Source organism: Phormidium tenue FACHB-1052 (genome assembly GCF_014696675.1).
Lineage (GTDB): Bacteria > Cyanobacteriota > Cyanobacteriia > Phormidesmidales > Phormidesmidaceae > Nodosilinea > Nodosilinea tenuis_A.
In genome coordinates this window covers 824010-838529 of sequence record NZ_JACJQN010000001.1, presented here as the reverse complement: position 1 = coordinate 838529, position 14520 = coordinate 824010, and the positions used below count along the sequence as shown (strand labels likewise).

Here is a 14520-nt window from a genome sequence, read left to right as displayed (position 1 = left end):
CGCTTTAAGCTCATCGGCTGAAAAATGAGGTTCAAGATGGAGGGGTCTTGGCATTCTCCCATCCTACCCTATTTCAGGGGTAACTAAGTCGGATTTAGTATCAGCCCTAGCTCCAGGGTGCATCGAGCCAGCGCAAACCCCAAAATTGCAACAAACCACTGGCTACCTATCGCAAGCCGATGGTTCTTTTCAACGTTGGCCGATCGCGATTAAAGCCTTTGGGGATCTTCGGGTAGGGGTGCGGTGAAGTTGGCCTGTTTGGCGATTAGCTCTAAAAACTTAGCGGTGCTGCGATCGGGGTCATAGACCCCGTTTTCCCACTCGCTGACGGTTTGGCGGCGCACGCCCATCTGCTCAGCAAACTCCATTTGGGTCAGGCTCATATGCTTGCGCAGGGCGCGAATGGCATCTTGCTGCCAAACGATTTTGCCGTCTTTTTGCTCAATGTTGTATTGAGACTCAAACTTGCGAAAGGTAACAGTCTTGCTGTCTACATCAATGTCGTAGACGTGGTAGCCCGCTCCTACCCAGGCCCCAGCCTGGAGAGCGGCGGGGGTATCCCGGTTGCTCCACCAGTTTTTGCGCTCAACTGCTGAGTGAGGTAGCGGGTTCCCGAGTAAGGCCTCGATATCGGCGAAGGTCAGCAAAACTTCGGCCTTGCCAGAGGTCTTCAGATGATCGAACAAAGGGTAGTATTTGCTGCCGGGTTTCATAGGTAGGCGCGATCGCGACTCAATCTCAGCGGTAAACCATATGACTCTCTATAATGACGCAAAAACCTGACTTGATGACCGCAAGCTGGCAAGACCCCGAGAATCTCCGCTCTGGACGGTTCACCCCAGCCCTTTAGCTGAAGGGTCTTGAAGGGGAGCGCGATCGCTATTTTGGTCACATCGTTGATGCTATCCCTGCGCCAAACACTGCCTCTGTTGCACTGGCCTCTATAGATTCGTTACGGTAGCAAAGCTGGCTCTGCTCAATATTGCCTCCTAATCGCCTATGGCCCGTCCTGAACTTGACCTCCAGACCATTGACCGTGTCATCGAAATGGCCTGGGAAGATCGCACACCCTTTGAGGCCATTGAGACTCAGTTCGGGCTAGTAGAGAAACAAGTGATTGCTATCATGCGTCGCTACATGCAGCCCTCTAGCTTCCGTCTATGGCGAAAGCGGGTAACGGGCCGCAATACCAAGCATCAGTACAAGCGAGACTTTGCCCTAGGCCGGTTCAAGTCGGCTAACCAAAAATAGGGGCATGGCATCTCATCTGCAGGCCAAGCCCTGCGACCTGTGCCAGGCCTTAGCAACAGTGCGGTACCGCATTCGATGCGCCCCTGGAGCAGCCTGGGTGTTAGCCTGCCCTCCCTGTCAAAGGACTCAAAGCGAGCAAAACCCCAATTATCGCTATGGCGGCACCTGGAAAGCTCGCCTCAGAAAAAGCTAGCCCTCCCCTAATTTCTACCAACCGTAATTGCTTTTCTTTAACACGTAAAAGCTCTGTAAAATCACGTAGGCTTGTTTCAAGCTTATTAGAAATCTTGGCGATTCTTTACAGACCCAGATTAAACCAGGTTATGTTGAGGGAACTATAGGTGTAACCGTTAATCGCCTAATGCACAAGCCATGAAAACTTCCACAGTTCTGGTGCATTCAACCCTTGCCCAAGCGCCCGCCGCCAGTCGGCCCCAGCTTGATAACCCTTGGATGCTCTCGTCTGGGGGGTTGCTAGTGCTTTTGCTAGGGTTGGGTGTCTATTCTCACCTGCAAACTCGCCGTCTGGTAAAACAGCTCAAATTTGAATCCTACAAAAATCAAGAGCTGCAAAAAAAGGTCAAGCTGGCGCTCAAAACCATCAGCAAGATGGAGCAAAACCCTGACCTAATTCACTCGCGCGAATTTAACCTCGACTACCTGCGCATGCGCATGGACGAAGAGCATTTCCACACGTCGATTGTGAACCAGCTCAAGGTCAAAGTTAAGCAAAAAATTAGTATTGCTCTGCGGCCCCGTCAGGCTGAAGAAGGGCTGATCGGTGTGGCCAGCAAGCCCCGCGTGGTGGATGAGATATTTGATGTCGAGTATGCCCCTCAAGACAACCCGATCGCGAAAAAGCGGGTGCTGTTTCGCATTCAAATTCGGCTGGCCAAGCTGCCGACCCAGGCCACCTCTTCGACCATCGGTCAGCTAGTGGAATGTATTGAAAACTTTATGAGCCCCGATGCGGAAGAAACCCACTGGCAGCCCACCATCCAGGGCCGCATTGCCAATATGCACTGGGATCAAAAGGCCAAGCCCACTCCCCTGCTGGTGATTGAACAGTCTAGCGAAGGGGCGAATGTGACGTTGCGCAGCCGCAATGAGCTGCCAGCTAGCATGAGCAGCACCAGCAGGACGCCCAAAAAGAACCCGGCCTAAGCGTGCAGCACCCGGTTGATTACAGACAATTGATTAATGATTGGCGTTGCTGAATTGAAGAATGAATCTGCAAAAGCAACAGTTGCTGCATCGCCCCCCAACCCCCCAAATTTGGGGGGCTTTGAAGTCGTCTGGTTCCCCCCAGGATTGGGGGGCTAGGGGGGCAAATCATACTGTTGATCAGCAACGCCTAATGATTAATAAACGGCGGCTGCCATCTCAGTGGTATCCGCTACTGGTGATGGAGCCGATCGCGCCTGGGCCATATCCGAGAGAATGGCATCGAGCAGTTGCTCGCGCAGGTCGGGGATGACGGCTAGGGCACGAGTCCAGTCGGGGATTTGAGTGCCGGTGGGATCGTCGAGGTACTGGTTGCCGGCTTCTAAAATCACCTGCTCAAAGGTTTCGATGGTGATTTCTTCCTGGTGGCGATCGTACTCTAGACCGTTGAAGCGGGCATCGACGAAATACTGGCGGGCGAGGTTTTGGGCCTCGCGGCGGTATTTGATCCGCAGGGCGCGAATGTGGTCTTGGCCAATCACCACCTGCTCGGTTTCGGTCAGGGTTCTAAACACCGATTGCAGAATGTCGCGGCACATTTTTTGCAGCCCTGAATTGGTGGAGCTGCCTAGGGTCTGGTGCTTGTGCTCAAAAACGCCCAGGTCGATTTGGGCAATGCGCTTGAGGGCCATGTTGCGGTAGACCTCGGCTAGCAGACCCACTTCTAAACCCCAGTTGCCGGGAATGCGGGTAGTCAGCGCCAGATCGGCGGAGAGGGCAAACTCACCTGAGAGGGGGTAGCGGTAGGCGTTGAGGTAGCGCAGGTAGTCGCGGTAGCCAAACAGCTCCATCAGGGAGGTGATCAGTGGGGTGACAAACAGCCGGGTGACCCGACCGTGCATGCCACGGGGATCGCCGCCGACGCGAGCGTAATAGGCTTTGCTGAAGTCGATGCCAAAGTCTTGCTCCAGCAGGGGGTAGAGCAGCTTGAGGGGGTAGGCGCGATCGTAGGTGACAATGTCGGCGTCGTGGAGGGCGATCGCCGCCGCGTGCAGAGAAGCCACTCCTAGCCCGAGCCACACGGCGCGACCCTTGCCCTTAAAGCGCAGTAGGTCTAGCCCTTTGTCTTTAAGAGTTTGCAGAATGTCGGTAATGCGCGGCCCATTTTCCCACAGAACAAAGGTGGGCTGGGGCAGCGGCTCGAAAAACTGCACCGCATGGCGATACTGCTCAAAGGTATCGGCGTAGAGGCAGACAATGACGTTATTGACAAACGGGGCGTGGCTGAGGTGGTCGCGAATTGTGGCCAGGGCCGGGCGCTCTAGCTCTTCGTAGAGCGACGGAATCAGCACGGCGGTAGGGTGGGTTTGGCTAAGCTCGGTGAGTCGCTGCTCTAGACGCTCAGTATCGTACCCCAGGTCGTGGATGGTGGTAATCAGCTCTTGCTTATAGTCCATACCCTGCTATCCCTTAATGCTAGGTCTCATCATAGGGATAAGTGGCGATCGCAAGATGTCTGAATCACTACCCGATGCTCGAACGCCGCCCGTCGTATATAGATTGCACCTTAGGCAAAGTCGTGGGCCAATATGGCCTGGCCGCGGCGGTAGAGCTCCTCGGCGTAGCCCGTCCAGGTGCCCTGGCCCCAGTAGCGAAAGCAGCTGGTTTGCAGCAGCAGGTTGTGGATCAGGGCGTTGCGATAGCGGTGCTGGCCCTCTAGGGCATCGCCCCGCTCGGGTTGACGAGCCATGGTTTGGTGAAATTGGGCCGACAGGCGCTGCATGGGGTCGAGCACGTTGTCGTAGCCCACAACCCAGCTGCGATCGCCCGTCCAAGACCCGCCTTCCATGGAAAAGTTGCTGTCTTCGGCGCGCAGGGCGGCGATCGCCCCTGCCACGGCCTCAGATCCACTCGCGTCACCCATCGCCTGCCACAGCCGCGCTTGCCCTACCGCCTGACAGGTGGGGAACGTCTCCGGGCCGCACCCCGCCGCTGCCAACAGCTCCAGGTATTCGGTGCCGTTAAAGCCCACTACGCCCTGGCGACCGCCGCCGTTGTCGCGCATTTCGTACCAAGAGCGCATAAAGGCACTGGGGAATTCATTCATCATCACGCCGCCGTTTTCGCCGTCGCTGATTTGGCTGACCAACTGCGGCACTGTGGCGTGGCCGAGGGCAACTTGGCTCAAGGTCTTGGCCTCCCAGTAGGGCTGCATCTGACCCACCAGTTTGGTGTCAGAACCCTGAGTCTTGACGAGAACCACAATCTCTTCCACCTCGCCCTGGGCATTGCGGGCTACCAGTCGGTGAGGCAGGTGGGGCTGCGATAGGCCATGCCCCTCGATCGATTCCACCGTGTGCTCCTGCACCAGCATCCAGCGGTAGCCGCAGTCCTTGAGGGTTTTGACAAAGGCGTAGAGCACGTCGGGATGGTTGGGCAGGTGCATTTCTGGTGGCGAAAAGCCCCGCACCCGAGCCAGAGCTTCGGGGCCAAATAGGGTGGCAAAGTGGTGCTGCCAGGCGCGAATGTGCAGCTTGAGGTCGGGCACCGGGGTTGAGGGCACCACCGCGTGGCCCCAGCAGGTGCCCAGCCACTCGACGTAGGGTTGATAGGTGGGGTCGCAGGCCAGGCGGCGCAGCTTGGCCAAGATATCTTGCCGATCCATCTGTTGCAGGCCCCACAGCAGGGTGCCCGAGTAATCGAGCATGACGCGGGGGTTGCAGCCGTTATTCACCAGCTCTGGAATAAAGTCGCCCAGGCGGGCGTAGCAGTAGGCAAAGGTGCCCGCGTTGTGGTTATCCCCGTCGTAGGGATGCTCAAACATGTATTGGAGGTGGTTGATCAATTCACCCGTGGCCCCAGCCGGAATGGTGGGCTGGTGCATGTGCAGGGCGATCGCAAAGCCCGCCGAAATATCGGCCAAATTTAGGTTGGTGTGGGACAAAAACACCGGCTCTGGGTTAGCCATGATACCGGCGATATCGGCCTCTCGACCCGACAGCGGGGGCAGCCCCTCTTCAAGGGCGGGCCAGTCTACAGGAGAGAGCACAACACCGGTCATAGAAACCTCCAACGGTTGGCCTCCCGACTGCCGCCGAGAAAGCCTATGGTCACTAGTTTAGTGTTGCACTGTGGGGAACAGTTACACCACAGCCAGTAACATTTCGTGGTCTAGCAAATCACCTATCAGCAGAGGTCAATAATAGACCTGGCTTCCTATGAAAAATATATCTCTACAAGAATAGTACTAACGCCACCGGCCTGGATGGGCCAATCTAGGCTACATCATCCAACTGACTCCCCTCACGACTGAGTCATTTTTCCCGATGTTTGTGCTTGAAATTGGTTGGTGTAGAAAATTTGAGTTTCGCCAAGCTGAACTTTGATTAAAAGTATTGCTGGTCATGCGTAGACTGCAAATAATTCTTAATTATCTTGGAAAAAACAAAAGGATTCAGCCTCCGCAGAGGCTGAATCCTTAGTGATGTCTAAGTGTGTTGAGCCACTAGTTGAGCTTTAAAGGTTCAGCTAATAGCCTTTTTAAGGATTGTCTTCGATAGCCATTGATCGTAGCAGGCTGCCACGAAAAAGCCATTCTATATGAGCGTTTAGTTTCATCTATAACAAACGTTTGAATGGCATAAACTGCAAAAATAGCTACATTTTCCTGTTTCTTTCTGTAGGTAGTTTGAATTGGTTATGAATATGATTTGACAGTGTTTTGAGTTCCGGAGAGTAATCAGACGTGGGTATTCGGATTCTGACAACGTTGGCGATCGCCCTCGGTTTAACCCTAGGGCTATTTCCGGGGGAGGCATGGGCCCAGGCACCTGATCCGCTTGAAGCGGCAGCTACAGCCCAAACCGCAGCAGATACAGCATTTATATTGTTCTGTACAGCGTTAGTACTCTTAATGACGCCGGGCCTGGCATTTTTCTATGGCGGTTTTGTCCGATCTCTAAACGTTCTTAATACGTTGATGATGAGCTTTGTGCTCATGCTGCTTGTCGGCGTCACGTGGATTCTGTGGGGATATAGCCTGGCATTTGCCCCAGGGACACCCTTCATCGGTGGATTGCAATGGCTCTTTCTCAATGGGGTTGGACTAGAAACTACTGACTACTTGCTTGGTTCTGAGCCAGAGGCTGTCGTATCCTATGCCGCGACGGTTCCCCACCAGGCATTCATGATGTTTCAGGGCATGTTTGCCATCATTACGCCTGCCCTAATCTCAGGAGCTTTGGTCGGGCGACTAAAGTTTAAGACCTATTTTTGGTTTGTTTTACTGTGGTCCATCTTCATTTACTGCCCTCTAGCTCACATGGTGTGGGCCAAAGGCGGATTTATAGGTCTATACGGTGGCTTTGGTGCCCTTGATTTTGCTGGCGGTACCGTTGTCCACATTAGTTCTGGAGTTTCTGCCATAGTAGCGGCTTTAGTTTTAGGCAATCGTAAGAGCTACCCCAGTGGGCTAACAGCGCCTCACAATGTCCCGTTCATTATGTTGGGGGCTGGTCTGCTTTGGTTTGGCTGGTTCGGGTTTAACGCAGGCAGCGCTTTAGCTTCGGGAGGGTTAGCAACGGTTGCATTTGTTGCTACCAACTGTGGTGCGGCGGCAGCAGGTCTGGTCTGGATTTTGATGGAATGGGTGTTAACAGGTAAGCCGACGGCGGTGGGCCTTGCCACGGGGCTGGTTGCCGGTCTAGTCGGCGTTACCCCTGCGGCTGGCTTTGTGACTCCGGTGGCAGCCTTGTTAATTGGGGGCATCACCGCGTTTTGCTGCTACTATGCCATCCGCATCAAGAACAAAATGGGTATTGATGATGCCCTAGATACCTTCCCAGTGCACGGGGTTGGTGGGACGGTAGGGGCAATTCTGACCGGAGTGTTTGCCAGTACCGATGTGAATGAGTTTGGTGCCAATGGCCTGCTCTACGGGAACCCGGGACAGCTCCTGAAGCAGATTGCGGCGGTGGCGATCGCCTATATAATTGCCGGAGTCGGCACCTTTGTCTTGCTCAAAATTCTGCACGCAATTATGGGGTTACGGGTTTCACTGGAGGTAGAAACCCAGGGCTTAGACCCAACCGAGCACAGCGAAGTTGGCTATGGTGAACAGTTAACTTCTGACTTTAGTGCGACCACTACCGGTAACCCAAGCCATTAGCTGTTGACCTTGTAAACGGTGTCTTTTCAAACAGCAGGAGCTAGAGTACTAAAAGGCTTAGTATTCTGGCTCCTGCTATTTTTGAGGCAAGTTCCCCTGGGTGGCTCTATGGCTGACCGACTCATTGACCAAAGACCCCATGAATTGCGCCCAGTTTCTCAATTAGGCATTCTTTGGATAACAGGTAGCTTATTTGTAATTATTATATTGCTGGAACTGTTTTCATCAGCAGACTATGTCTTTAGTTATTTATACATTGGCCCTATTCTGCTCGCCACCCTACGATTAAACTCACATTTTGCATTTCGTTTAACGCTACTGGCGTCTTTTTTAACTCTTTTTAACTTGTGGATTCCCGGTAGCCACATTATTACCCCCTATACGGTTGGCAATCGCATTATTGCCGTCGCTGCAATCGTGGTGGCGGGGGTGCTAAGCCACCGCAATCGCTACTATGAGGAAGCCATTGCCCAACAGCAAACAAAGCTACAGCTACAAGAACAACTGGCCACCTTTCGGGAAAATTTTGTTTCTACTTTAACCCATGACCTTAAAACGCCTTTGCTGGGCGCTATAGAGACGCTAGAAGTCTTTCAGCAGGAGCGTTTTGGCCGCGTCACGGAGGCTCAGCAACAGGTATTGGCAACCATGATGCGCAGCCAGAAAACTAGCTTGCACCTGGTTGAAACTGTATTAGACATCTACCGTAATGATGCGGAGGGGGTTCGGCTTACAATATCGCGCGTCAATTTAGTCGAATTGGTAGAGCAAGTTGTTCATACTTTAAGTGATTTAGCCTCGAGCTACCGGGTTTCGATTAGCTTTAGCCCAACTGCTATAGCGGCAGAGTCCTGCTGGGTTGACGGAGATTGCTTGCAGCTTCATCGAGTGATATCAAATTTGTTGATTAATGCTATTTATCACTCCCCTATAGATGGCAGAGTTGACATTGTTTTAGAAGTTTGTCAGGATTCTGAACTCAATCAGCAGGTGGTCAAAGTATTAGATGAAGGGTTAGGGATTCGCCCAGAAGAGCTGCCCCAGCTGTTTGAACGGTTCTACCAGGGGTGTAGCGATCGCCAGGCCAAGGGCTCGGGTTTAGGTCTATACTTATCTCGGCAGATTGTTGAGGCCCACGGAGGCAAAATTTGGGCTGAAAACCGTACGCCTTGCGGGGCACTGTTTGGCTTTCGTCTGCCGGGACAATCTGTCTAACTTCCTTCACAACTATTGACCATGGATGCTCCAAGGCTGCGAGTTCTCTTAGTGGAAGACGATGAACTCTTTCGTTTAGGACTGTGCATGAAGTTGCAGCAGGAAGCTGACATCGAAGCTGTTATAGAGGCTGGGGACGGCGAAACGGCGCTTAATCTGGTAGAACAACACGAGTTTGACATAGTTTTGCTCGATATTGGACTGCCGAGAATTGGCGGTGTCGAGGTCTGTCGTCAGGCTAAGCAGAAATGTCCTCAGCTACCCATTTTGATACTCACGTCGCGGGCCGATAGCGCTCTGATAAATCAGTTGATTGAGATAGGCGTGCGGGGATATTTTTTGAAAGGTGGTGCTCCAGAGAGCTTGGTTTTAGCCCTTAGATCGGTCATCGCCGGAGCTTCCTGGTGGGATCACACGGCAACCCTTGAAATTCAGAATATTGCCCAATCGAAAAGAGCCCCTGAGTTTCTGTTGACACCCCGAGAAAAACAAATTTTGCAGCTAATTACGGTGGGCAAGACGACTCAAGAAATTGCAGAAGCCTTTTACATTACTCCAGGCACCGTTAGAGTTCATATCCATGCCATTTTGCAAAAGCTGGATGTGCGCGATCGCACCCAAGCCGCCCTTCTTGCACTGCAAAAAGGCCTGATTACATCACCTTCCAATACCTAAGGTCTGGTTGACCGAGGGGTTGAGCGCGTGGTTGCTAAGGGCTCAACCTACCCCCTCCAGCCTGGTGAAGGTTTAGCAATAGCTGAATCGCCCTGTCAGTGCTACCACTGCTTTATGGGAGGCTATTCCACAGCTCTAAACGACCCAAACATAGGTCAGCGCCAGGGTGAGCAGGGTGAGCGGCAGACCAAAGCGCAGGTGCTGCCAGACGGTGACGGGATAGCCCGCCGCCGCGGCAGCTTCCACCGTGATCAGGTTGGCCACCGAGCCAAATAGGGTGAGATTGCCCGCCAGGGTAGAGCCCGCCGCCAGCAGCAGCCAGCTCTGGGTATCGTCTGGGGCAATGAGGCCCTGAATCAGCAGTACCGCAGGCACGTTGGAGATCAGGTTAGAAAGCCCCGCCGTTACCACTAGCAGCCCGGCGGGGTGAGCGACCCACGGGGCTACCGCGTCGAGCACCTGGAGCGATCGCACCGCCTCCGTGAGAATAAACAACCCCGAAAACATGACCAGCAGCGACCAATCGACCGCCCCTAGCACCCGCTCGGGCTTGATACGGCGGGTAATCAGCAGGGCGGCGGCGGCCACAAAGGCCGACTCGGCCAGGGGCAGGCCCACAATAAACGCGCTCAGCAGCAGGGCCGATACCACGGTGGTTTTGACCAGCAGGGGCCGATGCAGGCGCAGGCGAGGCAGCACTGGCGGTGGGCAGGGGGTCAGCGATCGCACCTCTGGATAGAGCAACCACAGCAGGCCGACTTGCAAGGCCAGCCCCACCACCGCGATCGGCAGCAGTGCTTGTGCAAAGGCCAGGTAGCCAATGTCTGAAAACGACCCCACCAAAATATTTTGTGGGTTGCCGCTGAGGGTGGCGAGGGAGCCGGTGTTGGTCGCTCCGGCGATCGCCAGCAGGTAGGGTACTGGGTTGAGTTTGAGCGCCCGGGTGAGCTGTAGGGTCAGCGGCGTGCTCACCAGGGCCAGGGTGTCGTTGAGAAACACCGCCGACAGCGCCCCCGTGCCTAGAGTCAACAGCACCAGCAGACCCAGGGGGCTGCGAGTCAAGCGCAGTAGCTGCACCAGGGCCAGGGCAAAAAAACCGGCGTAGGAGAGGTAGGCGTTGACCACCATCATGCTGAGCAAAAACACAATGGTGTTGGCATCAATGGCGGCCCAGGCGGCTTCCAGAGACAGGGTGCCCAGGGCCACCAGCACCGCTGCACTGACCAGGGCAATGGTGGCCCGGTTCATCCGCAGGCCTGGCACGTAGCCCAGTGCCAGCCCCAGGTAGCTGAGCGCCAGCACCAACCCCTGCCCCAGAGTCAGCCAGTTCAAGGTCAATGTCATGCCAGAGGCCACAGAGATAAACCCAATGTCAGCAGCCGTTGAAACCCCGACTTTACCCTAAGTTCCTATCCACCCCGACTCTATTTAATTCCCATTGATTTGGAACTAACCCGTTGGCGATTTCTCCCCTGACCCCCTTAGACCACTAACTGGGGACGACTTGACAAGGGCGGGTTGAGTTCGATGGTGGCCACCACCTGGCCGTGGTCAGACTGCCAGGGTTCGATGTTGTCGTCGAGCAGGGTTTGATCAAACAGGTGGTCGTTAAACACTGAGACGTAGGTGACTCGGCCAATGCGATCGCGGTTTTGGGCCGAAAATTCTTCGCTCACCATGATGTGGTCGAGGCTGTCATAGTGGCCGTTGTGAATGTGGGTGTAGTAGTGGTCGCCGTAGCCCAGCCGGGCCTGAATGTCTTTTGCCTGGTACAGCAGCACATCCCACACTGGGGCTTTTTTGCGGTAGGGCCAGCGTTCCCAGGGGGGCTGCCCAGCCACGATTTGGGTGGTGACGGCGGTGTGGTTGTCGTTGACATCGCCCATGACAATCACCGGGTAGCGGCGATCGCGCAGCCCCTCCATCAGCAAAAACCGCAGGGCAGCGGCCTCGGCAGTGCGGCGAATCAGTGAGCGGGCATAGCCCTTAGCAATTTCGACCGGATCGCTGCGGTCGACACCGTTGGTCATCATGGGTCGCTTTGACTTCAGGTGCACTACAAACACGGTGCAGTGAATCGCCTCAGTTAGAGCCAGATCAACCGCTAATACCGGGTGCGAAAACCGCCGAATTGGGATCTCAGCCCCCTCCAAATCGAGCACGCTCTCGGGCGGAAACTCGTCGTACATGCGCTGCCCCAAAACCTGAAACCGGGTCGCCAGCGCCACCCCCGGCCCCCGCCCAAACCCTTCAGCCATAACAATCTCGTGCTGCTGGTGGTATTCGCTGCGGTGCAACGCTTCTTTTAGCGCCCCCCGGTGAAACACCTCCTGAAAGCCGCAGATATCGACCTTCATGCGATCGAGCTGGGCCCCAATCCAGGTGAGCTTTTTGAGATAGTTGACCTGGGAATGCACCTCGCCAGGGTAAAACTCGCGATCGGGCAGCATCAGGTTGTTGAGGTTGAAGGTGCCAATGCGAAACTGATTGCGTTCCATAGCTGCCGCTGAGTGGGGGTGCGTTTAAGAATAGCGCCGCTGCCGCTAGCGGCTATAGATGCTGCTCAAGGGATGGGAGGATTGGGTAGGGGCTCGTTGGAGAGGGGCTCGATCGCCATGTCTTCGGGGGCATTGGTTTCGGCAAACTGGGCGTCTTGCAGCGTTAGCTTGATGGCGGCTAAGACTTGAGAGGTCACTTGCAAAAACGACTGTTTTCGAGAGTTCACCCAAAACTGTGCCTCAAGGTTCACGGTGCTGGGGGTCAATTCTCGCACCAGCACAATGGGTTCGGGGTCAAGCTCAACCCCCTCAATTTGCTTCATCTGCTGCTGCATGCGGTTAAACAAGTCGGGCAAGTCGGCGTCGTGGTCGATGCCCACGGTGACGCTACTGAGGCGCACGGGCGAGGCGGTGTTGTTGGTAATGCTGCTCTGAAACACTTCCTGGTTGGGAATGTAGACCAGGCGACCGTCGTAGGTTTGCACCGTGGTAGCCCGCAGCTGGATTTGAGTCACCGTGCCCTCGAAATTGTTAATGACGATCTGGTCACCAATGCGAAAGGGCCGAGTGGCTAGCAAAATCACCCCAGAAATGTAGTTGCTCAGCACATCGCGCAGGCTAAAACCGATGGCGACGCTGGTGAGGCCCAACGTGCCCAGCAGGGCAGCGAAGTTGAGCCCCATTACCCCAAGGGCTACCACAGAGCCCAAAGTCCACACGCCGCCGTAGCAGAGGCGGCTGATCAGCTCTTCGGTGGTGCGATCGCCCTCGGTTTTTGCGGCCCACACCAGCACGGCGTGGCGCACCACCGCCGCCAGCAGCCAGGTCAGCACCAGCACCACCAGCGCCCCCAGTAGTGCAGGCAGGTTATCTAGGGTGTTTCTCACTAGCTGCTGGGCAGTGCCACGAATGCGATAGGACACCGCCGCCGCCAGGTTAGTGCGCGCCATGGCCTGGTTGAGCAGGACGGCCCAGCGCTGGCCCAGGGAAGCCAGGTCGGTGTTAAAGTCCAGCGCGTCTTGCTGGGTTACGGTCATGATCACCTGCTGGTTGACTTGCAGGGTGGCCAGGTCGCGATCGCGATCGACGTTGACGGTAATGGGGTCTGGGTTATCGGTCTGGTTGAGCAGAGCGGCAATGCGCCGGTTGATTTGCCCTGCCCGATCGGCTGCGCTAATATCGGGCAAGCCCCCCACCTGAAGTACAGGCTGCCCCCGCACCAGCACGTCGGCAAAAAATTGTTCCGCTGGGTCTACCGTGGTCTGAGCCAAGGCGGGCAGGCCCCGGTGGGGCGCTGGCCCGCCGAGGCAGAGGGCCAAGCCTAGGCCCAGCGCTACCAGCCAGAGCCACCGCCGATGGTGCCGTCTTCCCCAAGCCATACGGTTGTCTAACTCCCCTAGGTGCATCGCTCGACAAACCTTCATTCAATCCCATCTCGGGCGCTATGGCACACCCAACCTTGGCCTCAACCCACCGCCGCCTGCTGATTACCGGGGCTAGCGGTTTTTTGGGCTGGCATCTGGCCCGCGCGGCCCAGGCGACCTGGCAGGTCGAGGGCACTTACCACCGCCACGCACCGCCGCTGCCGGGGGTCGAGCTGCACTGTATTGACCTCACCGATGCGATCGCCTTCAAAGACTGGCTCGTCCAGGTCGCCCCCGACGCTGTGATTCACACCGCTGCCCTGTCGCAGCCCAACCGCTGTGAGCAGGAACCCGATCTCTCCTATGCCATGAATGTTGAGGCCACGCGGGTGCTGGCTCAGTTTTGCGGTGAGCGTCAAATTCCCTTTGTCTTCACCTCCACCGACCAGGTGTTTGACGGCCAGGCGGCCCCCTACGACGAAACCTCTCCCCCCAGCCCGATCAACGTTTACGGTCGCCATAAGGTCGAAGCTGAAGCCATCATTCAGGCCGCCCATCCCGCCGCCGCCATCTGCCGCATGCCGCTGCTGTACGGCCCCCAAAGCCCAACGGCAGAATGCTTTTTGCAGGGGTTTCTGCGCACCCTGGAGGCGGGGCAGCCCCTACACCTGTTTACCGACGAGTTTCGCACCCCGGCTTACGTGGAGGATGCCGCCGCTGGCCTGCTGCTGGCCCTGGAGCGGGCATCCGGGCTGCTGCACCTCGGCGGCCCCGATCGCCTCAGCCGCTACGCCTTTGGCCTGCACCTGGTCGAGGTGTTTGGGTTTGACCAAGCGCTGCTAGTGCCGAGTAAACAGGCCGATGTTTCTATGCCTGCTGCCCGCCCACCGGATGTGTCGTCTAACAGCCAGCGGGCCTCGGAACTCGGGTATCAGGCCAGGGGCGTGGTGGCTGGGCTCCAGACAACCCAGGTCTGGCTCTACCCCTAGCTTGCCTGGCTTGGGCTAGCGCCGGCACTAACCAGCGCTTCCTAGCGCTGCTACTGTCATCTTTTCGTCATCTTTCTGTAATTATTCAATGCTAAAAAGGCACCAGCGCTCCTGTTTAAGGGCACTGGTCTGTAGCCCTGTTCTGAATATAAGGGGGTGTCAAAGTGAGGGTCAGCCCATCGCCGCTGGAGGTAGCA

13 protein-coding genes are annotated in these 14520 nt (G+C 55.9%); 7 read left to right on the top strand and 6 right to left on the bottom strand.

Translation table 11 applies throughout. The features are described from left to right. Positions 1–209 precede the first annotated feature (209 nt). Positions 210–713: a helix-turn-helix domain-containing protein gene (locus H6G07_RS03845; protein ID WP_073606350.1), complete on the bottom strand. Its 504-nt coding sequence runs from the start codon at positions 711–713 to the stop codon at positions 210–212. A 286-nt stretch (positions 714–999) separates the two neighbouring features. On the opposite strand from H6G07_RS03845, the gene H6G07_RS03840 reads away from it, so the two are divergent. From H6G07_RS03840 to H6G07_RS03835, 3 genes are all read left to right on the top strand, one after another. After that, positions 1000–1251 carry a TIGR03643 family protein gene (locus tag H6G07_RS03840; RefSeq protein WP_073606351.1) on the top strand — a complete coding sequence of 84 codons (252 nt, stop codon included), beginning with the start codon at positions 1000–1002 and terminating at the stop codon, positions 1249–1251. Positions 1252–1255: 4 nt separating this feature from the next. Next, positions 1256–1444, top strand: a complete 189-nt coding sequence (locus H6G07_RS27280; protein ID WP_073606352.1) for a DUF8622 domain-containing protein — start codon at positions 1256–1258, stop codon at positions 1442–1444. A 179-nt stretch (positions 1445–1623) separates the two neighbouring features. Further along, positions 1624–2415 carry a hypothetical protein gene (locus H6G07_RS03835; protein WP_073606353.1) on the top strand — a complete coding sequence of 264 codons (792 nt, stop codon included), beginning with the start codon at positions 1624–1626 and terminating at the stop codon, positions 2413–2415. A 197-nt stretch (positions 2416–2612) separates the two neighbouring features. On the opposite strand, the gene H6G07_RS03830 is transcribed toward H6G07_RS03835, so the two are convergent. Both H6G07_RS03830 and H6G07_RS03825 read right to left on the bottom strand, forming a co-directional pair. After that, complete coding sequence (locus H6G07_RS03830) at positions 2613–3872, bottom strand: glycosyltransferase family protein (RefSeq protein WP_073606354.1); 1260 nt, start codon at positions 3870–3872, stop codon at positions 2613–2615. Between the two features lie 110 nt (positions 3873–3982). Continuing rightward, entirely contained in the window at positions 3983–5476 is a 1494-nt protein-coding gene (locus H6G07_RS03825; protein WP_073606355.1) for a polysaccharide deacetylase family protein, read from the bottom strand. Positions 5477–6160: 684 nt separating this feature from the next. Between H6G07_RS03825 and H6G07_RS03820 the strand changes: the two genes are divergently transcribed. The 3 genes from H6G07_RS03820 (at position 6161) to H6G07_RS03810 (ending at position 9472) form a co-directional block, all read left to right on the top strand. Next, the gene (locus H6G07_RS03820) at positions 6161–7582 is read left to right on the top strand and encodes an ammonium transporter (protein WP_084172798.1); all 1422 of its coding nucleotides are present in this window, start codon (positions 6161–6163) and stop codon (positions 7580–7582) included. A gap of 108 nt (positions 7583–7690) precedes the next feature. Continuing rightward, the gene (locus H6G07_RS03815) at positions 7691–8797 is read left to right on the top strand and encodes a sensor histidine kinase (RefSeq protein WP_084172799.1); all 1107 of its coding nucleotides are present in this window, start codon (positions 7691–7693) and stop codon (positions 8795–8797) included. Between the two features lie 51 nt (positions 8798–8848). Beyond that, entirely contained in the window at positions 8849–9472 is a 624-nt protein-coding gene (locus H6G07_RS03810) for a response regulator transcription factor (protein ID WP_338420672.1), read from the top strand. A gap of 135 nt (positions 9473–9607) precedes the next feature. On the opposite strand, the gene H6G07_RS03805 is transcribed toward H6G07_RS03810, so the two are convergent. From H6G07_RS03805 to H6G07_RS03795, 3 genes are all read right to left on the bottom strand, one after another. Further along, on the bottom strand, positions 9608–10816 hold the full coding sequence (locus H6G07_RS03805; protein WP_073606357.1) for an anion transporter: 1209 nt from the start codon (positions 10814–10816) through the stop codon (positions 9608–9610). 137 nt (positions 10817–10953) lie between these two features. After that, positions 10954–11970: an endonuclease/exonuclease/phosphatase family protein gene (locus H6G07_RS03800; protein ID WP_073606358.1), complete on the bottom strand. Its 1017-nt coding sequence runs from the start codon at positions 11968–11970 to the stop codon at positions 10954–10956. Positions 11971–12035: 65 nt separating this feature from the next. Further along, entirely contained in the window at positions 12036–13394 is a 1359-nt protein-coding gene (locus tag H6G07_RS03795; protein WP_242026590.1) for a mechanosensitive ion channel family protein, read from the bottom strand. A 20-nt stretch (positions 13395–13414) separates the two neighbouring features. On the opposite strand from H6G07_RS03795, the gene H6G07_RS03790 reads away from it, so the two are divergent. Then, the gene (locus tag H6G07_RS03790; RefSeq protein WP_073606360.1) at positions 13415–14323 is read left to right on the top strand and encodes an SDR family oxidoreductase; all 909 of its coding nucleotides are present in this window, start codon (positions 13415–13417) and stop codon (positions 14321–14323) included. Positions 14324–14520 lie beyond the last annotated feature (197 nt).

Excerpts from the sequence above, each read along its gene's own strand:
- H6G07_RS03845 (WP_073606350.1), bottom strand. The coding sequence starts at position 713 with ATGAAACCCGGCAGCAAATACTACCCTTTGTTCGATCATCTGAAGACC.
- H6G07_RS03840 (WP_073606351.1), top strand. The coding sequence starts at position 1,000 with ATGGCCCGTCCTGAACTTGACCTCCAGACCATTGACCGTGTCATCGAA.
- H6G07_RS27280 (WP_073606352.1), top strand. The coding sequence starts at position 1,256 with ATGGCATCTCATCTGCAGGCCAAGCCCTGCGACCTGTGCCAGGCCTTA.
- H6G07_RS03835 (WP_073606353.1), top strand. The coding sequence starts at position 1,624 with ATGAAAACTTCCACAGTTCTGGTGCATTCAACCCTTGCCCAAGCGCCC.
- H6G07_RS03830 (WP_073606354.1), bottom strand. The coding sequence starts at position 3,872 with ATGGACTATAAGCAAGAGCTGATTACCACCATCCACGACCTGGGGTAC.
- H6G07_RS03825 (WP_073606355.1), bottom strand. The coding sequence starts at position 5,476 with ATGACCGGTGTTGTGCTCTCTCCTGTAGACTGGCCCGCCCTTGAAGAG.
- H6G07_RS03815 (WP_084172799.1), top strand. The coding sequence starts at position 7,691 with ATGGCTGACCGACTCATTGACCAAAGACCCCATGAATTGCGCCCAGTT.
- H6G07_RS03805 (WP_073606357.1), bottom strand. The coding sequence starts at position 10,816 with ATGACATTGACCTTGAACTGGCTGACTCTGGGGCAGGGGTTGGTGCTG.
- H6G07_RS03800 (WP_073606358.1), bottom strand. The coding sequence starts at position 11,970 with ATGGAACGCAATCAGTTTCGCATTGGCACCTTCAACCTCAACAACCTG.
- H6G07_RS03795 (WP_242026590.1), bottom strand. The coding sequence starts at position 13,394 with ATGAAGGTTTGTCGAGCGATGCACCTAGGGGAGTTAGACAACCGTATG.
- H6G07_RS03790 (WP_073606360.1), top strand. The coding sequence starts at position 13,415 with ATGGCACACCCAACCTTGGCCTCAACCCACCGCCGCCTGCTGATTACC.